The organism is Gammaproteobacteria bacterium, assembly GCA_035501935.1.
In the GTDB taxonomy this organism is placed as follows: domain Bacteria; phylum Pseudomonadota; class Gammaproteobacteria; order JAJPIJ01; family JAJPIJ01; genus JAJPIJ01.
The window spans coordinates 35050-58516 of the sequence record DATJVC010000039.1 but is presented as its reverse complement, the minus strand read 5'-3'; the positions used below and the strand labels follow the sequence as shown (position 1 = coordinate 58516).

Here is a 23467-nt window from a genome sequence, read left to right as displayed (position 1 = left end):
TCAACATGTGATTTTTTCCATGGGGGGCTGCTCCACGAACGGCAGGGTGGGGCGCAGGATCGCCAATACCAGATCATCGAAACTCATCCCCGCCGCCCTTGCCGCCATGGGCACCAGGCTGTGGCCGGTCATTCCAGGGACCGTGTTCATTTCCAGAAAGAAAAATTCGCCGCTGGGGCGCAGCATCACGTCTGCGCGCCCCCATCCGCGGCAGCCCAGCACGCGAAAGGCCTTGAGCGCCGCCGCCTGGATTTCCGCTTCAAGGCGCGCGTCGATGCCGGCCGGACAGTGATACCGGGTCTCATCGGAAAAATACTTGGCGTGGTAGTCGTAGCGGCCCGCAGGCGCCTCAATACGTACCAGCGGCAGGGCTTGATCGCCGAGGATCGCTGTGGTCAGTTCCTGACCGATGATGCATTCTTCCGCCAGCACCATCGGATCGTGGCGGCGGGCGGTGGCGAGCGCCGCGGCGAGTTCCTGGCGCCGCTGCACGCGACTGAGGCCGATGGTCGAGCCTTCATGCACCGGCTTGATGATGAGTGGCAGTCCCAGCGTCGCCGGCAGGGCATCGGGATCCGTATCGGTCTCCACCAGCACGTGGCGGGGGGTGGGAATACCGGTCGACTGCCACACCAGCTTGGTTCGCCATTTGTCCAGACACAGCGCCGAGGCCATGACGCCGCTGCCGGTATAGGGGACATCGAGGGTTTCGAGCGCCCCCTGCATGGTGCCGTCCTCGCCGCCGCGGCCGTGCAACACGATGAAGGCACGGTTGAAACTCCTAATTTCGGCGATGTCGCGCGCCGCCGGATCAAACGCGTGGGCATCGATATCCGCCCGCTGCAACGCCTCAAGCACGGCCTTGCCGCTCATGAGCGAGATCTCCCGCTCCGCAGAGCGTCCGCCCAGCAGCACCGCCACCCGGCCGAATGGTTTCGCCGCGGCGCTTATGATTGCTTCTCCTCGCCCACGATGCGAACCTCCGGGATCAATTCCACGCCGCGCTGGCCCCGCACCGTTTCCTGAATGTGCCGGATCAAGCCTTCGATGTCCGCCGCCGTGGCGCCACCCAGGTTGACGATGAAATTGGCGTGCTTGCGGGACACCTGCGCACCCCCGCGTGTCGCCCCTTTCAGTCCGCACTGCTCGATTAAGCGGCCGGCGTATTCGCCGGCCGGATTGCGGAAAACGGAACCGCAACTGGGTTCCCCCATCGGCTGGCTCTGCGCGCGCCGGGTCAGCAGCGATCGGATCTTCGCCTCGCCTTCGTGGAGAATGTCGGGCCGCACCCTGAAGGTTGCGGCCGCAAACCCCTCATCAGCCGTCGGCGGATGCACCTCACGGTAGGCCACGCAATAATCCGACGCCGGACGGCGATGCAATCGCCCCTGCCGATCCACAGTCTCCACGCAGTCCACCTGCCGCCATGTCTCCCCGCCGAAGGCGCCGGCATTCATCGCCAGCGCGCCGCCGATGGTCCCGGGAATGCCGGCAAAAAATTCAAGGCCGGTGGCGCCATCGCGCACGGCCTGGCGGGCCACCTTGGCGCAGGGCGTGCCCGCCTCGGCGCGCAGCAGGTTGTTCTCCACCCGGCCGCAGCGGTCGAGGACGGGGTGGGTGGCGATAACGGTACCCCGGAAACCGCCGTCGCGGACCAGCACGTTGCTGCCCAGGCCCAGCCACAGGAGCGGTTCGTTTTCATCCAGCGTGCCGATGAAGCTCGCCAGGTCGGTGGCGTCGATCGGCAGGTAGTAGCGCGCCGCGGGGCCGCCGACACGCCAGGTGTTGTGCTGCGCCAAGCTTTCATTCACCTTCAACTGGCCGCGCCACGGCCGGGAGGGGTCGCGTTTGTCCATGGCCGTCATCATGTGTTCGTCACCGCCTTCAGCGGCGTGGACGCGAATTGTTCCTGCAGTCGGACAACCGTGGCGCCGATGTTGCCCGCTCCCTGAACGAGCAGGACATCGCCATCGCGCATGATGCCGGGCAATAGCGCGGGGACTTCGGCGGGTGCGGCGACCAGGATGGGATCGACCTTGCCGCGCGCGCGGAGCGCGCGCGCCAGCGCCCGGCTGTCCGCGCCCGGCAGCGGCGGCTCGCCGGCGGCATAGACATCCAGCAGCAGCAATTGATCCACCTCCGAGAGCACGCGGGCGAAATCATCCAGCAGATCGCGGGTGCGGGTGTATCGGTGCGGCTGGAATACCATCACCACGCGACGTCCCGGCCAGCCGGCGCGCAGGGCGGCGAGCGTGGCCGCCATTTCGGTCGGGTGATGACCGTAATCGTCGATCAGCGTCACCCTGGCCTTGCCGATTTTGAGTTCACCCACGTTCTGGAAGCGGCGCGAGATGCCCTGAAATTCCCGCAAACCCTTGAGCAGGGCCGCGTCACTCACGTTCAACTCCCTGGCCACGGCGATGGCGGCCAGCGCATTCAGCACGTTGTGGCGGCCCGGCAGGTTGAGCGCAACGGAAAGCCACTGCGCCTCGCCCGGCCGCACCACGGAGAAACGGGTCATCATGCCCTGTTGCTGGATGTCGCCGGCACGGATATCGGCGCGGGGGTCGGTGCCGTAGGTCACCACCGGCCGGCCCACTTCATCCAACATCCCGCGCACCACAGGGTCATCCATGCACAGCACGGCCAATCCATAAAATGGCAGGCGGTGCAGAAATTCGAGGAAGGCGGCGCGCAACCGTTGGGGATCGCCGCCGTAGGTTTCCATGTGGTCCAGATCGATGTTGGTGACGACCGCCATCACCGGACTCAAATGCAGAAACGAGGCGTCGCTTTCGTCGGCCTCGGCCACCAAATATTTGCCCTGGCCCAGCTTGGCGTGCGTACCGCTGCTGATGACCCGGCCGCCGACCACGAACGTCGGATCCAGCCCCCCCTCGGCCAGGAGGTTCGCTATCAAACTGGTGGTGGTGGTCTTGCCGTGCGTACCGGCGACTGCGATCCCCGAACGGAAGCGCATCAATTCGGCGAGCATCTGCGCCCGCGGCACCACCGGGAGGCGCAGCCGCCGTGCCTCCATCATTTCGGGATTGTCGGCCGGCACGGCGCTCGAATACACCACCACATCGGCGCCCCGGATATGCGCCGCCGCATGGCCGGTGTACACCTGGACGCCGCACGCGGCCAGATGGCGCGCCATCGCATTCTGTTGCAAATCCGAGCCGCTGATGTCGTACCCCAGATTGTGCAGCACCTCGGCAATGCCGCCCATGCCGGCGCCGCCGATGCCGATGAAATGGATGCGCCTGACCCGGCCCATGGCATGACCCATGTCTTGATCACGCTCAGCCATAGGCCGCCTCCATGCAGAACCGCGCCACTTGCGCGGCGGCTTGCGGGCGGGCCAGCGTGCGCGCCTTGCGCGCCATTTCCATGCGCCGCTCCGGATGGTCAATCAACCCGCGCACCAGCGCGGCCAATTGCATCGGCGTCAATTCATGCTCCGGGATCATGAGCGCCGCGCCCTGGCGCGCCAGATATGCGGCATTGGCCGTCTGGTGATCGTCCACGGCAAAGGGATACGGCACCAGAAGCGCCGCCAGACCGGCGACGGCAAGTTCGGCGATGGTCATGGCGCCGGCGCGACAAATGACCAAATCCGCCCAAGCGTAGGCCTGTTCGATGGCGTGCAGGTACGGCTCCACGCGGGCGGTGACATCGTGTTGCCGATAGTGCTTCGCCGTTTCGGCATCCTGGCCCGCTCCCGTTTGATGCCATACCTCGATGCGCGGCGGGCCCGCTTGCGTGATCAGCAGCGCCACTGCAGCCGGCACGATGCGATTCAAGGCGGCGGCCCCCTGACTGCCGCCCACCACCAGAATGCGCAGGGGATGCGCCGCCGGGTCTGGGTGTTCCGACCGCGACGACAGTTGCGTGATGGACGCGCGCACGGGATTGCCGGTGCAGACGGCCGGACGCGGCGCAAACGCACCTGGGAATGCTTCTAGAAGACGCCGCGCCAGCGGCGCCAACAACCGATTGGTGGTGCCCAAGAGGGCGTTCTGCTCGTGCAGCAGCAGGGGTATCCGCAACAACCAGGCCGCCACTCCGCCCGGCCCGCTGGCAAAACCACCCATGCCCAGCACCGCCGCCGGCCGCAACATCAGCAAATGCCACAACGACTGCAGCAGAGCCATGATCAACACCGGCGGCGCCAGCAGCCAGGTCCAGACACCACGGCGACGGAGCCCGGTCACGGTCACGGTGTGCAATTTAAGGCCGGCCTGCGGCACCAATTGCATTTCGAGCCCGCGGCGGGTGCCCAGCCAGTGCACCGCCACCTGCCGCCGCTGTAATTCCTCCGCCACCGCCAGTGCGGGATAAATATGGCCGCCGGTCCCGCCTGCCATAATCAGTATGGGCCGGTTCATTATGCTGAGTTCTCCCCGGCCATCATCGCCGGCACGGACGTGGTCTGTGCCTGCGTGAGCGCCAGCACGCGAGCCGGCTGGCGGATCTCGTGCGCGACGCGCAACAGCAGGCCAATCATCACCCAGGTAATGACCATGCTGTTGGCGCCATAGCTGATAAGCGGCAATGTCAGCCCCTTGGTTGGCAGCACCCCCATGTTGACGCCGATGTTGATGAAGGCCTGCAAGCCCAGCAGCAGGGCCACACCGTTGGCGATATGGGCGTGAAACGCCTGACCCGCCTTGAGCGCCTCGCCGCCCAGCAACAACATGCGCCACACCAGGAACAAAAACAGGGCGATCACTGCGAGTGTGCCCGCCAGCCCCAGCTCCTCGCCTATCACCGCGAATACAAAATCGGTGTGCACCTCCGGCAGATAAAAAAGTTTTTGTATGCCTGCGCCCAAACCCACGCCGGTGAGCTCGCCGCGACCGAACGCGATCAACGACTGCGTCAATTGGAAGCCGGTGTCGTAGGGATCGGCCCACGGATTGACGAACGCCATCAGGCGCGCCAGCCGGTAGGGCGCCAGCATGGCCAGGGCCGCCAGGGCCGCGACAGCAACCAACCCCCAGGAGATGAACCGCAGCAGCGAGACGCCGGCCAGGAACAGCATGCCCAGGCAGGTCGCAAACAGCACCGCCGCCGCGCCGTAGTCCGGCTCCAACAGCAGCAGGCCGGCAATGAGGGTCAGCACGCCGATGGGCTTGATGAAGCCGATGAATTTTTCCCGCACCTGATCGTGGTGCCGCACCAGATAACCCGCCAGATAAAGCACGATGCAGGGCTTGGCGATTTCCGAGGCCTGCATCGAGAGCGGCCCCAGTTGCAACCAGCGCAGACTGCCGTTCACTTCGCGGCCAATGCCGGGGATCAATACCAGAAACAACACCAGGATCCCGAGCAGCAGAAAACCGGAACTTACCCGCTGCAAGAAATGCAGCGGCACGTGCATCGCCCACAGCGCCAATGCCACGCCGATGCCCAGCGCGATCATCTGCCGCCGCAGAAAGTAAAACGGATCGCCGTAGTTTTTGTCCGCCAGGGTGATCGAGGCCGAGGTCATCATCACCAGGCCGATGGCCACCAGCATCACGGCCGTGCCCAATATCCATGGGTCGTGGTCGCGGTACGCCAGCCAGCGCGCCGGTGACGGCGGTGACGGCGTTGTTCGCAGCAAGGGCGCGACATTTTCCATGGGCAGTGCCGCAGTCACGGTTGCCGCTCCGCAGATGCGGCGACGCGAACCCTGGCGCGCACCGAGGCGACATAGACCTCGCCGCGGTGCACGTAATCACGGTACATATCGAAACTGGCGCAGGCCGGCGACAACAGTACGATGTCGCCCGGTTCTGCGCGCGCCGCCGCCTGCGCCACCGCATCTTCCATGTTGTCCGCCCGCACACAGGGCACGACCGGCGCCAGTACTTTTTCGATCTGCGGCCCATCGCGGCCGATGATCACCGCTGCCCGCACCCGGCCCCGGGCCGCTGACGCCATGGCGCTGAAATCCGCGCCCTTGCCGTCACCGCCGGCGATGATGATCAGTCGCCGGCCGGAAGCCAGGCCCTGGGCCAGTCCCACGATGGCGGCGCAGGCGGCACCAACGTTGGTGCCCTTGGAATCGTCGTACCAGTGCACGCCGTCGATCTCCGCCACCCGCCGGCAGCGGTGCGGCAGACCGGCAAACGTGCGTAACGCATCCCCGATCGCGGGACGCGGCAGTCCCGCCGCCTCGGCCAGTGCCCAGGCCGCCAGCGCATTGGCGATGTTGTGCGCGCCCTTGATCTTTAGTTCCGCGACCGGCAGTAATCGTTCTTCGCCGCACACCAACCAGACCCGTCCATCGGCATCCTGGCGCACGCCATAATCACCCGCCGGCGGTGCGTTCAAGCCGAACCTTCGCACGGTGCGACCTTGTTCGCGCATGGCCATGACCAGCGGGTCATCGGCGTTCAACACCATGACGCCGTCGCCGCGGAAGACGCGCTGCTTGGTGGCGGCGTATTCGGTGAGACTGCGATAGCGATCCATATGATCAGGACTCACGTTCAACACCGTCGCAACGCGGGCGTTCAGGCTCGACACCGTTTCCAGTTGAAAGCTGGACAGTTCCAGCACGTACAACGAAACCTTTTCATCCAGCAAGTCCAGTGCCGGCGTGCCGAGATTGCCGCCCACGCCGGTGCGGACACCCGCCGCCCGCGCCATCTCGCCGACCAGCGTGGTCACCGTGCTTTTGCCGTTGACACCCGTGACCGCCACCACCGGGGCGCGCGCATGGCGCGCGAACAATTCGATATCGCCGAGGATCTCCGCGCCGTGCGCGCGCGCGGCGCACAGCGCCGGTTCTTGCGGCGGCACGCCGGGACTCAGCAACACCCGCCGCGCTCCCTGCAGCCAGTCAGGGCGCAAATCACCGGCATGACATGGAGCCCGCGGAAACTCCCGCTGTACGACGGCCAGGCTGGGCGGATCTTCGCGGCTGTCAACGATGGCAAAGGGCTCACCGCGACGGCTCAGGAAGCGGGCGCAGGATAGACCGGTCTTGCCCATGCCGACAATGACAGTGGGCATTGGCCATGAAGTTGTTTTGACGGTCGCGGTCGCGTTCATTGTGGAATCATCGGATCTTGAGGCTCGAGAGTCCGATCAAAACAAGAATCACGGTGATGATCCAGAAGCGCACGATCACGCGCGGTTCCGGCCAGCCCTTGAGTTCGAAGTGGTGGTGCAGCGGCGCCATGCGGAAGATGCGGCGGCCCGTGAGCTTGAAGGAGGCCACCTGCAGCATCACCGACAGGGTCTCCACCACAAACACCCCGCCCATGATGAAGAGCACCATTTCCTGGCGCACCATCACCGCGACGATGCCGAGCGCCGCGCCGATGGCGAGCGCACCCATGTCGCCCATGAACACCTGCGCCGGATAGGTGTTGAACCACAGGAATCCCAGGCCGGCGCCGGAGAGCGCGGCGCAGAACACGCCCAATTCGCCGACGCCGGCGATGTAGGGCAGCCCCAGATAGTGGGAGAAATTGACGTGGCCGGCCACATAGGCGAACACCACCAGGGCGCCGGCGATCATCACCGCCGGCAGCGTCGCCAGCCCGTCCAGGCCGTCGGTCAGATTCACGGCGTTGCTGGTGCCCACCACCACGAGATAGGCCAGGACCGGGAATCCCCAGCCCAGGTTGAACACGGCGGCCTTGACGAACGGCACGATCAACTGCGTCTGCACCGGCGTGTCCGCCTGCAGGTAAAGCAGGAGCGCGGCACCCAGACCGCAGATCGACTGCCACAGATATTTCTGCCGCGCCGGCATGCCCCTGGGATCGCGCCGACTGACCTTGCGGTAATCGTCAATCCAGCCGATGGCGCCGAAGGCCAGCGTCACCATAAGCGCGATCCAGACATAGCGATTGCGCAATTCGCTCCACAGCAGGGTGCTCAGCGTCAACGACACCAGGATCAGCGCCCCGCCCATCGTCGGCGTTCCGGATTTGCTCAGATGCGAACGCGGGCCGTCGTCGCGCACGCTCTGGCCGATTTGGTTGCGGCTCAAACTCCGGATCATGTACGGTCCCGTCAACAGTGCGATGCCGAGCGCCGTCAGCACGCCCAGAATGATGCGCAGGGTGATGTATTGAAACACGTGAAAACCGCTGTACCAGCGGCTCAACCATTCGGAAAGGAGGAGGAGCATGGGCCGTTATGCCTTGCTGGCCATGCCCGGCGCGGCGATCGCACGCACGATGGTTTCCATGTGCATGGCGCGCGATCCCTTGACCAGCACGGTCATGTTTTCCGGCAATTCCGCACACAGGGCGGAGATCAAATCGGTGTAATTCTCGAAGTGCCGCGCGCCCGAACCGAATTCCTCCACTGCCAGGCGGGTCAGCGGGCCGATGCCATAAAAGCGCGATACGCCCGAGGCGCGCGCCATGCGCCCGGCCGTGCGATGCTGGGTCTCGCTCTCGGCACCCAGTTCGCCCATATCACCCAAGACCAGCCAGTGCTCGCCGGGCTGAAGTCGCAGCACCTCCAGGGCGGCCTGCAGGGAGGCAGGGTTGGCATTGTAGCTATCGTCGATCACCGTGCCGCAGAGTCCCGGCACGATTTCGAGCCGGCCGTGCGCCGGTCGTACATTTTCCAAACCGGCGCGGATGGCCTGGACGTCCTGGCCCAGCGCCCAGGCACAGGCCGCCGCCGCCAGCGCGTTCATGACATTGTGCCGCCCTGGCAAGGGCAGCCGCACGTCGGCTGCCGCACCCGGCAGGCGCAGGTCAAAACGTGATCCGATACCACTCGATGCCTCTCCGCGCATGACCGCCGTCACCTCCGCCGGCGCTTGCAGCCCGAAGCGCACCAACCGCCGCCCTTGCGCCAGCTCCCGCCATAGGGGGAAATACGGATCATCCGCATTCAAAACGACCACGCCGTCCGCCGCCGTGCCGCTGATGATTTCCCCCTTGGCGCGCGCCACGCCCTCGACACTACCGAATCCCTCCAGATGCGCGGGCGCGCACACGGTGATGAGGGCGGCCGTGGGCCGGGCGATGCGGCAGAGATTTGCGATCTCGCCGGCGTGATTGGCGCCCATTTCGATCACCGCGCAACGATGTTCCGGTGCCAGTTGAAACAATGTCAGCGGTACGCCGATGTCGTTGTTCAAATTGCCGCGGGTGGCCAGCACCGGACCGGCGTGGCCGAAGATCGCGGCCAGCATGTCTTTGACGGTGGTCTTGCCGTTGCTGCCCGTGACCGCGATGACGGACAGCGCATGCTGCTCGCGCCAGACCGCCGCCAGCCGTCCCAGTGCGGTGCGGGTGTGATCCACTTCGATCGACGGCAGGGCCGACGCGACTTCGCGCTCGACCACGGCGGCCACCGCGCCTCGCCGCTGCGCCTCGTCAATCAAGGTGTGCGCGTCGAAACGCGGGCCGCGCAGGGCGATGAACAATTCGCCGGCCTGCAACTGGCGCGTGTCGGTGCTGACACCGCGAAACCTGCGGCGGCCCACGGACGCTCCCGCCGGAGTGTGCAACACCCCCTGCATGGCGCGGCTGGCGGCGGCGAGCGTCATGGCGATCATCCCGTCCGTTCCCGCAGTGCGGCCTCGGCCACGGCCGCATCGCTGAACGGCCAGCGCCGGCCCGCGATCTCCTGATGGGTTTCATGACCCTTGCCGGCGACCACCACCACCGCGCCCGGCGCCGCGTTGGCGATGGCATAATGGATGGCGCGCCGGCGATCGGCTTCCACCAGCGTCGGCGTTCGATTCCCCATGCCGGCGACGATTTGATCCATGATGGCCTGCGGCGGCTCGCCGCGGGGATTGTCGCTGGTCACGATCACGTGATCTGCCAGTGTGGACGCAATCCGTCCCATCAGCGGACGCTTGCCGGGATCACGATCGCCACCGCAGCCGAACACGCACCAGAGCGCATCGCGAGTCAATTCGCGGCTGGTTTGTAATACATTTTGCAGGGCGTCGGGGGTATGGGCGTAATCGATCAGCACCAACGGTTGGCCGGCGCCACCGCCCAGCCGCTGCATGCGTCCCTCGGCGCCCGGCGCCTGCGCCAGATCCTCGGCCACCTGCGCCAGTGGCACATCAAGTGCAATCAAGGCGGTGGCGGCGGCCAGCACGTTGGCGGCATTGAAGCGCCCGAGCAACGGACTGCGCAAACGTTGCCGTTGTCCCTGCCAGTTTACGTTCATCGCGATCCCATCGCGCAAGTCGATCTCCGAGGTGGTGATCGTTTCCGCGCCACGCGGCGGGACGCCGCCCAGCGCATACGCCAGGCGTCGGACACCAGGATTGATCACCTTCAACAACGTCGCGCTGTAGGGATCATCCCCATTCAACACCGCGGCGCCGAGTTCGGGCATGGTGAAGAGACGCTGCTTGGCCTGCGCGTAACCCTGCATGTCGCCATGGTATTCCAGATGATCGCGTGTCAGGTTGGTCAGCACGGCGGCTGCGAAACGCACGCCCTGCACCCGTCCTTGATCCAGGCCGTGCGACGACACCTCCATGGCCACGCTGTTCAAACCCTGATCCCGCCATCGCGCCAGGTTTTTCTGCACGGTGATTGCATCCGGTGTGGTATTGGCCAGCGCCGCCAGCCGATCGGGCAGGCCCTGGCCCAACGTGCCCATGAGCGCGCATGTCTCGTGATGGCGGTTCAACGCCTGGGCAATAAGATGTGTCACCGTGGTCTTGCCGTTGGTGCCGGTGACGCCAACCACCTTGAGCGCGCGCGAGGGGTGCCCGTGGAAGCGGGCGGCGATCTCGCCCAGCCGCCAGCGCAGATCCGGCACCGGAATCACCGGCACCGGGCCTTGAAGACTGATCGATCCGTCCTCCTCCACCAGTACCGCCACGGCGCCGCGGCTAATCGCGTCGTTGATGTAGTCACGCCCTTGATGATGGCGGCCGCGCAACGCGACAAACGCGTCGCCTGCGCGCACTTCGCGGCTGTCCAGCGTCAGGCCGGACGGATGCCGATCCTGCGCCAGCGTCAATGCGGCAAAACCCGCCAGCAGTTCACGCAGGTTGTTCGAAGAGAGTTGGCGCGCCGTCATCATCGTTCCGGTTGTCCGCCCCGATCATCGAATATTTCCGGTGAGTTGGTCGAGATATACGTATACAGGGGTTGCTCGTTCTGCCCGGGCGGATCATCCGGTGGGACATTGAGCAGCCGCAGCGCCTCCTGCATGACGCGGCTGAATACCGGCGCGGCGATCTGGCCACCGAAATATTCCCCATCGCCCGGGTCATCGATGATCACCACAGCCACCAGTCGCGGCCGGCTGACTGGCACCATGCCGGCAAACAGGGCGACGTAGCGATCCTCCTCATAACCCTGCGTGTTGATCTTGTGCACCGTGCCGGTCTTGCCGGCCACGCGGTAACCCGGTATGCGTGCCAGTCGTCCCGTGCCCGACCTCACCACGCCTTCCAGCATGATGCGCAGTTGCGCCGCCGTGGTCGGCGACATGACCGATTCACCGTGCGGGGCCTGACCGGTTTGCACCAGGCTCGCGGGCATCATGACACCATCGTTGGCCACCGCGGTATAGGCCTGCGCCAATTGCAAGGTCGTCACGGACAGGCCGTAACCGAAGGCCAATGTCGCCTGCTCGATTTCGCGCCAGTGGTGATAGTCGGGCAGCCTGCCCCCGGCTTCGCCGGGAAAACCCGTGGTCGTGGGCACGCCGAATCCGACATGGCTCAACATACGCCAGAAGGTCTCCGGCTCCAGGGTCAGCGCAATCTTGGCGGCGCCGATGTTGCTGGACTTGATGACTACGCCGGTCACGTCCAGCCTGCCAAAGGGGTGGGTATCGCGCACCTTGTAAGGACCGATCTCGAAAATGCCGTTGCCCGTCTCGATCGGCGTCGTAGGTGTAAATCTGCCGCTCTCCAGCGCGGCGGCAATGGTGAACGCCTTGAGCGTCGAACCGGGCTCATACAAATCGGTCACGGCGCGATTACGATACAGCTCTCCTTGCAGACTGGCGCGGTTGTTGGGATTGTAGGAGGGTTGATTGACCATCGCCAGCACCTCGCCGCTCTGGGCATTGAGGATCACCATGGAGCCCGCTTGCGCGCGGTGCGCGAGCACCGCCGTTTTCAATTCCCGGTAGGCGATGTATTGCAGACGCTTGTCTATGGTCAGTGTCAGGTCTTCTCCCGGCACGGTGGCGCGCAGGCTTTCCACGTTTTCCACCACGTGTCCCAGCCGATCCTTGATCACCTGCTTGCTGCCCGCCGCCCCCTGCAAGGCCCCGTTGTACGCGAGTTCCATACCCTCCTGTCCGCTGTCGTCCACATTGGTGAATCCCACCACATGGGCGGTGACCTCGCCGGCGGGATAATAGCGATGATATTCGCGATCCACGTAAATACCGGGCAGCCGTGCCGCTGCAATCTTGGCGGCCAGTGCCGGCTCCACCTGGCGGCGGAGATAGACGAAATCGCGCCCCTGCCGTTCTGTCACCAGTTCTTTCAGGTTGTCCACGCTGGTCGCCAGCCACTGGGCCAATTGCCGCCATTGTCCCTCATCCAGTGCCAGCCTGTGCGGATTGGCCCATACCGAACTGACCGGCGTGCTGATCGCCAGCGGTTCACCGTTCCGATCGCTGATCACGCCGCGGTGCGCCGGTGTTTCCACCACGCGCAAATAACGCGCGTCGCCATGATTCTGCAAAAACTCGTGATCCGTAAGTTGCAGATCGACCGCGCGCAGCGACATCAGAACGGCGATGCCCACGAACAAAATCTGCATGCTGTAACGGCGGCCCCGGTAAAGTGATGGCAACGTAGCAGACATCAAGGCACCACCAGTAATGTGGATTCGGGCGGCGGCGACCACATATCCAGCTGTTGATGCGCGATATCCTCAACGCGCGCATGCGTGCCCCAGGTGGCCTGCTCCAGCTGCAGTTGCCCCCATTCTTCATTCATCGCATCACGTTCGCGCTCCAGCGCCTGCAATTCCACGAAGGCCACGCGGCTCTCATGTCGGCTCACCACCACACCCAGCGCCGACGCCAATACGGCAACCGTCAACAACGCCGCGCATGCCAGCGGTTTCAATTCAATTTCTCCGCCACACGCATCGTTGCGCTGCGCGCGCGCGGATTTTTCACCACCTCATCCTCACCCGGCCGCCGCGCGCGCCCGATCAGCCGCAACCGTGCCGGATATGCGCCATCGCGCACCGGCAGGGCTGGCGGCAGATCGGAGACACCGGATTCAGCGCGTAACAACCGCTTGACGATGCGATCCTCCAATGAGTGGAAACTGATCACCGCCAGCCGGCCGCCGCGTGCCAATATTTCGACCGCTTGATGCAGCCCCTGTTTCAATTCCTCCAGCTCATTATTGACCTGTATGCGGATCGCCTGAAATGCCCGGGTGGCAGGATGCTGGCCGTGCTCCCAGGCGGGATGCGCCCGGGCAATGATCGCGGCCAGTTGCGCGGTGCGGATGATGGGTGCTTGTACGCGCGCCGCCACGATGGCCCGCGCCAGACGGCGCGCATGGCGCTCCTCGCCGTAACGCTGCAGGCATTCAGCGATGTCTTGCTCGCCGGCCTGTGCCAGCCATTCGGCGGCGGTCACGCCCTGCGTCGGATCCATGCGCATGTCCAGCGGACCATCGCGCATGAAACTGAATCCGCGCGCGGCGGTTTCCAGTTGCGGCGAGGACACGCCCAAATCGAATAGCACCCCGTTCACTTGTGTCGCCCATCCGCGCGCCGCCACGCACTTCTCCAGCATGCTGAAGGGCGCGTGCACCACTTCCAGGCGCGGATCAAGCCAGTGTTCCCGCGCTGCCTGCACCGCCTCGGGATCCCGGTCCATTGCCAGCACACGACCCAACGGCCCCAGACGCTCCGCGATCGCGCGGGCGTGCCCGCCCCGGCCATAGGTGCAATCCACATACCGACCGTCTTCGCGTATGCTCAAGGCCTCCAGCACCTCTTCTTTCAGCACCGGAATGTGTTCTGTCACGGCAAAGCACCCGGCCGGCCTCACAGCGACAGATCACGCAACGCCGATGATACGGCCTCCTGGTCTTCGCCCACTTGCCCCAGCCAGTCATCGCGCTGGCGGTTCCAGGCAGCTTCGTCCCACAGTTCAAATTTATTGCTCTGCCCCAGCAGCACGCCATCACGTTTGAGGCCGGCAAATTCACGCAACTTGGGCGGCAGCAACACGCGCCCATGACCATCCAACTCACATTCGGTCGCATGACCGCGCATCATCTGCTTGGTGCGGCGGCTCTGTTTGTCGAAGTCCGAAAGTTGTGCCAGTTTTTCTTCGATGGCCTGCCATGCCGGCAGCGGATACAGCCATAAACAACGATCGAGCGGGTTTAAGGTCACCACCAATTGATTGCCGGAGATTGCGGCGACAGCCTGCCGGTAGCGGCTCGGCAGGGCGAGCCGCCCTTTGGCATCGATGCTGACCGCACTGAATCCCCGAAACATGCCGCTCTCCCAATGGATTGTTTGATCCACTTATTACCACTTTTTCCCACCTAGCAACTATAAGGATCGAGGCTTCTTAATGTCAAGAAAAATTATTTGTGAACAGAGACTTACAGAATAACTTGCCGTGGAAACTCAACTCGTTAGCGGTAGCTTTTTACTAATCCATCTTTATCATCTAGTTAAAAATTGATCTTAATGTCAATTATAGATAGATCACTGCGGGCGGCACGGTGCGGAAACAACAAAATATAGGGGGAGTCGGCCTGTAAGCCGGGTTCTGTACCCTGTGCGTACGCGCAGGGTGGCAATCATTCCTCTCGAACGCGCGTCACCGCGCGCCTCTAGCGACCTACCCGGGGACTGACGCGGGCCGCGCTGATTTCTCCCTTGGCAGGAAGACGCGTCCCCCTATTTGGTCTTGCTCCAGGCGGGGTTTACCGTGCCGCCGGCCTTGACCGGCGCGGTGCGCTCTTACCGCACCGTTTCACCCTTGCCGCTCCGTCCGAGGACGAAGGTAGGCGGTCTGTTCTCTGTGGCACTGTCCGTGGACTTGCATCCCCCAGGCGTTACCTGGCGCCCTGCCCTTTGGAGCCCGGACTTTCCTCTGCACGCTTGTGCGCGCAGCGACTGCCCGGCCGACTCCCATGGCTTAGTGTCGCGCCCGCCGCCTTAAGTTTCAAGGCATTTCGGCTTTTGTGCCGGCGTGCGTCTTCATGAATTGCGCATAAAGTTCCTGACGCGGCACGCCGGTCAGCGCGCTGGCGGCGGACGCGGCGCGCCCGGGAGGCAGGTATTTTGCAAGCACGTGCATCACCGTCATTGCGCGTTCCCGCTCGGCGCGATCTTCCGGAGCGCCTTCCACACACAGCACCATCTCACCCAAATTCTGCTCGGGTTCCGATTCCACCCGCGCCGACACCTCATCTACCGTGCCGTGCAGAAGGGTTTCATGTTTTTTGGTCAATTCCCTCGCCAGCGTCAGCCGGCGCGCCGAACCAAATATCACCCGCAGATCCGCCAGTGTTGCGCGCAGGCGATGCGGTGCCTCCAGAAACACCATGGTGCGTTGTTCGCCCGCGAGCGCGCGCAGGCGCCCCTGTCGGGCGACAGCGGTGGCGGGCAGAAATCCTTCATATGTGAAACGATCCACGGGCACGCCCGCCACGCTGAGCCCCGCGATCACGGCGCTTGGCCCGGGCACGGCCATCACCCGAACGCCATGCGTCAGGGCTTCGCGTACCAGAAGGAACCCCGGATCGTTAATCAACGGTGTGCCGGCGTCACTGATGAGCGCGATTTGCGCCCCATCCCGCAAACGCTCAAGCCAGCCGGCCGTGGTTGCGCGTTCGTTATGATCATAAAACGCCCGTAATGGCGTGGTGATACCGTAATGCGCCAACAGCCGGGCACTGACACGGGTGTCTTCGGCAAGAATAAACTGCACTTCCCGCAGGATGCGCAGGGCGCGGCCGGAGACATCCTCCAGATTGCCGATGGGTGTGGCCACGACGTAAAGACAACCAGGCCGATGTGTTTTTGTATTAATTGACATTTCGAATTTGCCTTAAGGATACTGTCACCATGAAGCTAGTCTCGCTCCGGCGCCGCCACGCATCTCGGCTTGCCACCGGCTGCATCTTGGATTTCATGGCCGTGATCGCCGCCATTATCGTGCTGACGGCCTGTGCGCCACAACCGAATGTGCGGACGGGAACCACGGCCGCGACGACTCCTGCCAGTACCGACGCATGGGCATTGCGCGAGCGCGGTGATCACGCCGCCGCGGCGGCGGCATTTTTGCAACTGGCCGCCCGCAGCCATCCGGCGACGGAGGCCGAGAATTACCGCCTCCAGGCCGTGCAATCCTATCTAGACGCCGGGGACATCAAATCGGCGCAGGCGTTGCTCAATCAAATCCAATTGCGTCCGGAAGAAGCCAACTGGCCGTGGCGGCAGATCCTGAGCGCGCGTCTGTTGCGCGCCCAGGGACAATCCGAGGCCGCCTTGAATGCGTTGGCGACGCTGCCGGTGGAACGATTGCAGGACGACATTCATGATCAGGTGCTGGCATTGCGCGCCGAGCTTCTGGAGACCCTGGGCCGTCAGGAAGAGGCGGCCATCGTGCGGCTGCAGCGCGAACCCCTGCTGCAAAACGATCCCAGGCAGCAGGAGAACCGCGAAACGCTGTGGAAGGATCTCAACGCCATGCCCCCCGCCAGGATCGCACAGTCGCTGGCCGCCGCGCCGGCCAATCTGCGACCGTGGCTGGAACTGGTGCAATTGACGCAAACCACCGCTGGCAGTCCCGCTGCCTATGCGGCGCAGGCGCAGCGCTGGCGGATCGCGCATCCCGATCATCCGGCTGCGGCCTTCATTGCGCTCCCGGCTGCCGGCGCACTCGCAGCGGTCGCGCCACCCAAAGTGGTGGCATTGTTGCTGCCGTTGGAGGGACCCTTCGCCGAGGCGGGCGACGCCATCCGCGATGGTTTCATGGCGGCATGGTATGAAGACGCCGGCAGCGCAAAGCCTGCCGTTGCGGTTTATAACGCCTCCACAGGCAATATTGCGCAGGCTTATGACGCCGCAGTCGGCGCCGGTGCTGGTTTCATCATCGGCCCGCTGGAGAAGGGCGCGGTGGAGGCATTGATCAGCCGCGGTTCGCTGCCTGTGCCCACTCTGGCGCTCAATCAGATCAATGAGCCCGTAAGTGAAGGCGCGCCGGCCGCCGCGAATGTAACCAATTTATATCAATTCGGTTTGTCGCCGGAGACGGAGGCGCGCCAGGCGGCGGAACGCGCCTGGCTCGATGGTCATGTGCGCGCCCTCGCGCTCGTGTCCTCCGACAATTGGGGCCAGCGGCTGTTGCAGGCATTCAAATCGCAATGGGAGTCACTGGGCGGCGCACTGGTGGATTATCAAACCTATGCACCTGATAGTCGCGATTATGCTACCTCGGTCAAAAAAGTGTTGCAGATCGATCGAAGCGAGGCCCGCATCGATGAACTCAAAAAAATTCTCGGACGCAAAATCATGAGCGAACCGCGGCGCCGTCAGGACGCCGATCTGATTTTTCTCGCCGCCTCCGCGGCCGCCGCTCGACAGCTCTGCCCGCAGCTACAATTTTTCCGCGCCGCCGATTTGCCGGTGTACGCCACATCGCATGTCTATACCGGCGCGCTCAACGCCGTTCAGGATCGGGATTTGAACGGCGTTCAGTTCGGCGATATGCCGTGGGTGCTTCAGGAGGGCGGCGCCTTTCCACTCAAGGCCACGCTGCACAGCGCCTGGCCCGAAATCACACCCGCGCAAGACCGGTTGTACGCGCTGGGCGTGGACGCCTACCGTCTGCTCATGCAGCTGCCGCAATTGGCGCAGCAACCGGCGGCGCGATTGGAGGGCGCCACGGGCACCCTCTCGCTGAACACGGACGGCGTCATTCAGCGCCAGCTCACCTGGGCCAGATTCAGCAATGGCCTGCCCGCCTTGATGGATGGCGCCGTCACGGCACCGTCTACTGCCGCCGCGCCTGCGCCTTGAAATCCGTTCCGCCAGCCACTCGCGGGGCGTGGGCGGAACAGCACGCCGCACGTTATCTCGCCGCCGCCGGACTGCACGAATTGGAACGGAATTACCGCTGTGCGGGCGGCGAGATCGATCTCATCATGGAAGAGGGCGGTGTGCTGGTGTTCGTCGAGGTGCGCTACCGCCGCCATGAGCGTCACGGTACAGCGGCTGAATCCGTGCATACCCTCAAGCGCCAGCGCCTGCTCCACAGCGCGCAACATTATCTGCTGACCCACACGCCGCGCGAGCGACAACCCTGCCGCTTCGATGTCATCACATTGAGCGGCGCGGCGCCCGTGCTGCGCGTGGAGTGGATCAAAAATGCTTTTCAGGCATAATCCATTTTTTGAATTTCACCGGCATATTTTCAATCCTGAAAACTCATGGATCCCATTGAAAGGGTAAAATTTCTTTTCAACGAAAGCCTGACCGTCAAACGCGAGGCGCTGGAAAATCTTTGCGCGCCCATTGCCGGGGCGGCGGCGGCGCTGGCGCAGGTGATTGTGGGCGATCATAAGATTTTGACGTGCGGCAACGGCGGCTCGGCGGGCGACGCCCAGCATTTCTCCTCCGAGATGCTGAACCGTTTCGAGCGTGAACGTCCCGGCTTGGCGGCGCTGGCCCTGACCACGGACGGCTCGACGCTCACCTCCATCGCCAACGATTACCAATTTGCCGACGTGTTCGCCAAACAGGTGCGGGCCCTGGGCCGTCCGGGCGATGCGCTTTTATGCTATTCCACCAGCGGTGCCTCGCCGAACGTCCTTGAGGCCATTCTCGCCGCGCATGAACGCGAAATGCGCGTGCTGTTGATCACCGGCCGCGACGGAGGGCAGGCGGCACGTTTATTGAAGGCCACCGATTTCGAATTGCGCGTGCCCAGCTGGTCCACGGCACGCATCCAGGAAATTCACCTGTTGATCACCCATTGTTTGTGTGATCTGATCGACTATCATCTACTCGGACAGGAGGACTCGACTCATGCGACGTGACCACTTCCTTCGGATGGTATGGATGGGCCTGCTGGCCGCCGGATTGAACGGTTGTGCGGCCGTCATGTTCGGCGGTGTGGCTACCGGCGCTGGCGCGGCCCACGATAACCGTACCACGGGAACCATCGTCGAAGACGAGGCCATAGAACTGAAGGCCTCCAAGGCATTCTTCGACAACAAGGCCGTCAACGACCAGGCCCACATCAATGTCACCAGCTACAACAACATTGTCCTGGTCACAGGAGAGACCCCGACCGCGGAATTGCATGACGAGGTGGTCAACATCGTCAAAAACATTTCCAAGGTGCGCAAGGTCTACGACGAGCTGGCCATTGCCGCGCCGAGTTCGCTGACATCGCGATCCAGCGACACGTTGCTGACCGGCAAGGTCAAGGCGCAAATCTTCGGCATGAAGGATTTCGATCCGACCCGGGTTAAGGTCGTGACCGAACGCGGGATCGTCTATCTGTTGGGCCTGATCACCAAGGCCGACGGCGATCGAGTGACGGATGTCGCCCGTCAGGTCGGCGGCGTGCAAAAAGTGGTCAAGCTGTTCGAATACACCGGCTAGCAGTTGTTTAAGGAATCTCTGATTAAGTCAGAGGTTCCGCAGTGCAGGGATGCACTGCCATTTTCAATGACCGCCAGGCCATTGAAAATGAAGGAAACTGAAAACCACGTTTTTCAGTTTCCGTGCTCTGAGAAGTCCAGGATGGACTTATTCAGAGCTTACTTAACGACGCGCAGGGATGGTCCTTTGCGTGGCTTTTTGGGGCCGGGCTTTTGTGGCCCGGGGGTTTGGGGAGTGGGATCCGGCGCCGCCTCACCGGTGGTTTCGTCCTCCGGGAAGACCATGCCGCGGCCGTTCTCCTTGGCATAGACCGCCTTGATAGCCGGCAGTGGAACATGGATGTCCTGCGCGATGCCCCGGAATCGCGCGCTGAAGCTCAGGCCTTTGGGGTCCATGCTGAGCGTGTGGACCGCACCCGGCGCGATGTTCAGAATAATTTTGCCGTCCTGCACGTATTGCAGTGGCACCTCCACGCCCCGCTGTCGCGCGTCCACCAGCACATATGGCGTCAGGCCGTTATCGACAATCCAGTCGTAGAAGGCACGCAGCAGGTATGATTTCGGAGAGGTCATCGTCACAACGCGGCCGGAGCCACGGAATACCAAAGGGGGAAGGTTATTTTTTCCCGTCGCGCATTTCGCGCTCGCGCGACGACAGGCTGGCTTGAAATGCGGGGCGGGCAAACAGGCGCTCGGCATATTGCGTCAACGCCTTGGTCTGCGCCGGCAGCTTGATGCCGTAGGCCTGCAGCCGCCACAAGAGCGGCGCCAGACAGCAATCGATCAACGACATCTCCACTGACAGGAAATACGGCTGCTGGGCAAATGCCGGGGCGATGGCGGTCAGGTGATCGCGGAACGCCTTGCGCGCGTTGGCGGCGGCGACCTCGTTGCGCCCGTGAATGGCGGGCAGAAGATGGTAGAGGTCGCGCGCCAGCCGGAATCTCACCTGGCGGTTGTGGGCGCGCGAGACGGGATCGACCGGCATCAACGGCGGGTGCGGATAGCGCTCATCCAGGTATTCCATCATGACCTGCGGCTCATAGATCACAAGGTCGCGATCGATGAGCGTCAGCACGGTGCCGTAGGGGTTGAGATCGTTCAGATCCTCCGGCTTGGTATCCTGGGTGACGTAACTCACCTCGACGTTGACATCCTTCTCCGCCAGCACAAAGCGCACGCCGTGACCGAGTGGATCATCCGGATCGCAGAACAACGTCATGATTGAGTGACGGTTGGCCAGCAGATTCAGCGGCACATCCTTCGATGGCGGATTGCGGACGTCAGCGCACATCTTTCCAATATTCCTTTTTCAATTGACGGGCGACGAGCCAGAACACCACCAGGAACAGAATCACCCAGGCGCCCATCTTCTGGCGCATCATCTTGGCCGGCTCGCCCATATAAACCAGGAAATTCACCAGGTCGCGCACCGCATCGCGGTATTGCCTGGCGTCGAGCAGACCCGGCGTCGAGGGTTCAAGCTTTTCGATGCGCTGCACGTCCCTGCCTTCCGGATCCTTTTCCGTCACAACCACCGGCTTCTGATAACCCTGCAATTCCCACAATACGTGTGGCATGGCGGTGTCCTTGAATGCCAGGTTGTTGACGCCGGTGGGACGCGACGGGTCTTCGTAGAACGTCAGCAGAAAGGTGTAGAGCCAGTCGGCGCCGCGCGCACGCGCGATGACCGATAAATCCGGCGGCGGCGTGCCGAACCAGGACTCGGCATCCGTCCGGCGCATGGCCACTGTCATGGTATTGCCAATCTTGTCGGTGGTGAACATAAGATTGTTCGCGACCTCGTCCTCGGTCAGGCCCAGATCACGGGCCACGCGGCTGTAACGCGAATAGGCCGCCGAATGGCAGCTCAGGCAGTAATTGGTGAACAGCCGCGCGCCGCGTTGCAGTGAGGCCTTGTTCTCCAGGTCCACCCGTGCTTGATACAGCGGGCCCTCTGTCCTGGCCGATGCCACCACCGTCCAACACAGCAATGTGCAAGCCAGTATCCGGTTCATGGATAGCGCACTCGCTCGGGCTCGGGCAGGGTTTTCTCCGCGCGGGTGTAGACAGGCATCAACAAAAAGTACAGAAAATAAATCACGGAAAAAATACGCGCCAGATTGGAAGTCACGGGGGTCGGGGGCTGGGTGCCCAGATAACCCAGGATGAGAAAGCTCACGGCAAAGATGACCAGCGCCGCCCGACTCAGCAGGCCGCGGTAGCGGATGGACTTGACCGGGCTCTGATCCAGCCAGGGCAGGAAGAAGAACAGCACAACCGCGCAGCCCATCGCCACCACACCACCGAATGGATTGGGCACGGCGCGCAGGATGGAATAGAACGGCGTGAAATACCACACCGGCGCGATGTGCGGCGGCGTTTTGAACGGATCGGCGGGGATGAAATTATTGTCCTCCAGAAAGTAGCCGCCCATTTCCGGCGCGAAAAAGATCGCGCCGGCAAACAGGATCAGGAACACTGCCACACCGACGATGTCCTTGACGGTGTAATACGGGTGGAAGGGGATGCCGTCAAGCGGCACGCCATCGGCGTCTTTCTTCTTCTTGATTTCGATGCCATCGGGATTGTTGGAGCCGACCTCGTGCAATGCCATGATGTGCACGACGACCAGTCCGCAGAGAATGAGCGGCATGGCGATCACGTGAAATGCGAAAAAGCGGTTCAGCGTCACATCGGAGATGCCGTAGTCGCCGCGGATCCACTGCGCCAGATCAGGGCCGATGATCGGAATGGCGCCGTACAACGACACGATGACCTTGGCGCCCCAGAACGACATCTGTCCCCAGGGCAGCAGGTAGCCGAAGAAGGCCTCGCCCATCAGGGTGAGATAAATCATCATGCCGATGATCCACAAAAGTTCACGCGGCTTTTTGTAGGAACCATACAGCAGGCCGCGGAACATGTGCAGGTAAATCACGATGAAGAACGCCGAGGCGCCGGTCGAATGCATGTAACGGATGAGCCAGCCCCAGTCGACATCGCGCATGATGTATTCGACGGAACCGAAGGCCAGTTCGGCGTCCGGCTTGTAATTCATCGTCAGCCAGATGCCGGTCAGAATCTGAAGAACCAATACCAATAGTGCGAGTGAGCCGAAGTAATACCAGAAATTGAAATTCTTGGGCGCGTAATATTTGGCGAGATGCTCGTTCCACAGCTTGAGCAGCGGAAAGCGCGCGTCGATCCAGCCGATCAGCCCGTCGAAGGCGCGGCCCAAGGCGGCGGTGACGCCGTTCATCCCTTGTTCTCCTCGTCGGCGCCGATGAGAAGCGTCGTATCGCTCAGGAATTTATATGGCGGCACCAGCAGATTGGTCGGGGCCGGCACCCCCTTGAACACCCGCCCGGCGAGATCGAAACGCGAACCGTGGCAGGGGCATAGAAAGCCGCCTTTCCAATCCGGTTCCGGCGCGTCGCTCGATCCCTCCGGGATATAGTTCGGCGAGCAGCCCAGGTGCGTGCACAATCCCACCACCACGAGATATTCCGGTTTGCGGGAGCGGGCTTCATTTTTTGCATAGGGCGGCTGCTGGGGTTCATCGGAATTCGGATCGCGGACCTTGTCGTCCATGTCCTTCAACTCCTGCAGGGCTTGTTCCGTGCGGCGCACGACCCACACAGGCTGGCCGCGCCATTTGAAGATGCCGCGTTCGCCCGGCTTCAGCTTGCTGATGTCCACCTCCACCGGCCCGCCGATGGCCTTGGTGCGCGCGCTGGGCTGGAGGTACGACACGAACGGCACCGCCCCCAGCACCACGCCCGTCCCACCCACAACCGTTGTGGCCGCAGTCAGAAAGCGGCGGCGGTTTTTGTCTATCTCCTCCTCACTCATGGCCCCCTCGAAATTTAAGACGGCGGGCCCGGCGACGGCCCTGCT

23 protein-coding genes and 1 other RNA gene are annotated in these 23467 nt (G+C 63.3%); 4 read left to right on the top strand and 20 right to left on the bottom strand.

Annotation, left to right across the window (positions count from 1 at the left end):
• The 15 genes from VMH34_10220 to rsmI form a co-directional block, all read right to left on the bottom strand.
• Nucleotides 1-951, bottom strand: a complete 951-nt coding sequence (locus VMH34_10220; protein HTT09149.1) for a D-alanine--D-alanine ligase — start codon at nucleotides 949-951, stop codon at nucleotides 1-3.
• The gene (gene murB / locus VMH34_10215) at nucleotides 948-1868 is read right to left on the bottom strand and encodes a UDP-N-acetylmuramate dehydrogenase (GenBank protein ID HTT09148.1); all 921 of its coding nucleotides are present in this window, start codon (nucleotides 1866-1868) and stop codon (nucleotides 948-950) included. The genes VMH34_10220 and murB overlap by 4 nt, the downstream gene beginning before the upstream one ends.
• Nucleotides 1865-3313 carry a UDP-N-acetylmuramate--L-alanine ligase gene (gene murC, locus VMH34_10210; GenBank protein ID HTT09147.1) on the bottom strand — a complete coding sequence of 483 codons (1449 nt, stop codon included), beginning with the start codon at nucleotides 3311-3313 and terminating at the stop codon, nucleotides 1865-1867. The genes murB and murC overlap by 4 nt, the downstream gene beginning before the upstream one ends.
• Complete coding sequence (gene murG / locus VMH34_10205) at nucleotides 3306-4391, bottom strand: undecaprenyldiphospho-muramoylpentapeptide beta-N-acetylglucosaminyltransferase (protein HTT09146.1); 1086 nt, start codon at nucleotides 4389-4391, stop codon at nucleotides 3306-3308. The genes murC and murG overlap by 8 nt, the downstream gene beginning before the upstream one ends.
• Nucleotides 4391-5647, bottom strand: coding sequence for a putative lipid II flippase FtsW (gene ftsW, locus VMH34_10200; protein HTT09145.1), 1257 nt, complete (start codon nucleotides 5645-5647; stop codon nucleotides 4391-4393). The genes murG and ftsW overlap by 1 nt, the downstream gene beginning before the upstream one ends.
• Nucleotides 5644-7008, bottom strand: coding sequence for a UDP-N-acetylmuramoyl-L-alanine--D-glutamate ligase (gene murD, locus VMH34_10195; protein HTT09144.1), 1365 nt, complete (start codon nucleotides 7006-7008; stop codon nucleotides 5644-5646). Before murD ends, ftsW begins: the two co-directional genes overlap by 4 nt.
• Before the next feature lie 46 nt (nucleotides 7009-7054).
• On the bottom strand, nucleotides 7055-8137 hold the full coding sequence (gene mraY, locus VMH34_10190; protein HTT09143.1) for a phospho-N-acetylmuramoyl-pentapeptide-transferase: 1083 nt from the start codon (nucleotides 8135-8137) through the stop codon (nucleotides 7055-7057).
• A gap of 6 nt (nucleotides 8138-8143) precedes the next feature.
• The gene (murF, locus tag VMH34_10185) at nucleotides 8144-9526 is read right to left on the bottom strand and encodes a UDP-N-acetylmuramoyl-tripeptide--D-alanyl-D-alanine ligase (protein ID HTT09142.1); all 1383 of its coding nucleotides are present in this window, start codon (nucleotides 9524-9526) and stop codon (nucleotides 8144-8146) included.
• Nucleotides 9523-11022 (bottom strand): UDP-N-acetylmuramoyl-L-alanyl-D-glutamate--2,6-diaminopimelate ligase, encoded by a 1500-nt coding sequence (locus tag VMH34_10180; GenBank protein ID HTT09141.1) that lies wholly within the window; start codon nucleotides 11020-11022, stop codon nucleotides 9523-9525. The genes murF and VMH34_10180 overlap by 4 nt, the downstream gene beginning before the upstream one ends.
• On the bottom strand, nucleotides 11022-12773 hold the full coding sequence (locus VMH34_10175; protein HTT09140.1) for a penicillin-binding protein 2: 1752 nt from the start codon (nucleotides 12771-12773) through the stop codon (nucleotides 11022-11024). Before VMH34_10175 ends, VMH34_10180 begins: the two co-directional genes overlap by 1 nt.
• Complete coding sequence (ftsL, locus tag VMH34_10170) at nucleotides 12773-13039, bottom strand: cell division protein FtsL (protein HTT09139.1); 267 nt, start codon at nucleotides 13037-13039, stop codon at nucleotides 12773-12775. Before ftsL ends, VMH34_10175 begins: the two co-directional genes overlap by 1 nt.
• Nucleotides 13036-13959, bottom strand: coding sequence for a 16S rRNA (cytosine(1402)-N(4))-methyltransferase RsmH (gene rsmH, locus VMH34_10165; protein ID HTT09138.1), 924 nt, complete (start codon nucleotides 13957-13959; stop codon nucleotides 13036-13038). Before rsmH ends, ftsL begins: the two co-directional genes overlap by 4 nt.
• 20 nt (nucleotides 13960-13979) lie before the next feature.
• Nucleotides 13980-14438 (bottom strand): division/cell wall cluster transcriptional repressor MraZ, encoded by a 459-nt coding sequence (gene mraZ / locus VMH34_10160; protein HTT09137.1) that lies wholly within the window; start codon nucleotides 14436-14438, stop codon nucleotides 13980-13982.
• Between the two features lie 253 nt (nucleotides 14439-14691).
• Nucleotides 14692-15084, bottom strand: an RNA gene (gene rnpB / locus VMH34_10155) — RNase P RNA component class A.
• A gap of 33 nt (nucleotides 15085-15117) precedes the next feature.
• Entirely contained in the window at nucleotides 15118-15993 is an 876-nt protein-coding gene (gene rsmI, locus VMH34_10150; protein ID HTT09136.1) for a 16S rRNA (cytidine(1402)-2'-O)-methyltransferase, read from the bottom strand.
• A gap of 29 nt (nucleotides 15994-16022) precedes the next feature.
• Between rsmI and VMH34_10145 the strand changes: the two genes are divergently transcribed.
• Genes VMH34_10145 through VMH34_10130 form a run of 4 tightly spaced genes read left to right on the top strand, consistent with a single transcriptional unit; the run spans nucleotide 16023 to nucleotide 19568 of the window.
• Nucleotides 16023-17978, top strand: a complete 1956-nt coding sequence (locus VMH34_10145; GenBank protein HTT09135.1) for a penicillin-binding protein activator — start codon at nucleotides 16023-16025, stop codon at nucleotides 17976-17978.
• Nucleotides 17975-18343, top strand: a complete 369-nt coding sequence (locus VMH34_10140) for a YraN family protein (protein ID HTT09134.1) — start codon at nucleotides 17975-17977, stop codon at nucleotides 18341-18343. The genes VMH34_10145 and VMH34_10140 overlap by 4 nt, the downstream gene beginning before the upstream one ends.
• Nucleotides 18344-18388: 45 nt before the next feature.
• A complete protein-coding gene (locus tag VMH34_10135; GenBank protein ID HTT09133.1) occupies nucleotides 18389-18997 on the top strand; it encodes a phosphoheptose isomerase in 609 nt (202 codons plus the stop codon).
• Nucleotides 18987-19568, top strand: coding sequence for a BON domain-containing protein (locus VMH34_10130; GenBank protein ID HTT09132.1), 582 nt, complete (start codon nucleotides 18987-18989; stop codon nucleotides 19566-19568). Before VMH34_10135 ends, VMH34_10130 begins: the two co-directional genes overlap by 11 nt.
• A gap of 158 nt (nucleotides 19569-19726) precedes the next feature.
• On the opposite strand, the gene VMH34_10125 is transcribed toward VMH34_10130, so the two are convergent.
• From VMH34_10125 to petA, 5 genes are read right to left on the bottom strand one after another with little or no spacing between them, the layout of a single operon-like run.
• Nucleotides 19727-20140, bottom strand: a complete 414-nt coding sequence (locus tag VMH34_10125; GenBank protein HTT09131.1) for a ClpXP protease specificity-enhancing factor — start codon at nucleotides 20138-20140, stop codon at nucleotides 19727-19729.
• A 43-nt stretch (nucleotides 20141-20183) separates the two neighbouring features.
• Complete coding sequence (locus VMH34_10120; protein HTT09130.1) at nucleotides 20184-20819, bottom strand: glutathione S-transferase N-terminal domain-containing protein; 636 nt, start codon at nucleotides 20817-20819, stop codon at nucleotides 20184-20186.
• 31 nt (nucleotides 20820-20850) lie between these two features.
• On the bottom strand, nucleotides 20851-21585 hold the full coding sequence (locus tag VMH34_10115; protein ID HTT09129.1) for a cytochrome c1: 735 nt from the start codon (nucleotides 21583-21585) through the stop codon (nucleotides 20851-20853).
• On the bottom strand, nucleotides 21582-22829 hold the full coding sequence (locus VMH34_10110; protein ID HTT09128.1) for a cytochrome b N-terminal domain-containing protein: 1248 nt from the start codon (nucleotides 22827-22829) through the stop codon (nucleotides 21582-21584). The genes VMH34_10115 and VMH34_10110 overlap by 4 nt, the downstream gene beginning before the upstream one ends.
• Nucleotides 22826-23422 carry a ubiquinol-cytochrome c reductase iron-sulfur subunit gene (petA, locus tag VMH34_10105; protein ID HTT09127.1) on the bottom strand — a complete coding sequence of 199 codons (597 nt, stop codon included), beginning with the start codon at nucleotides 23420-23422 and terminating at the stop codon, nucleotides 22826-22828. The genes VMH34_10110 and petA overlap by 4 nt, the downstream gene beginning before the upstream one ends.
• Nucleotides 23423-23467: the final 45 nt, after the last annotated feature.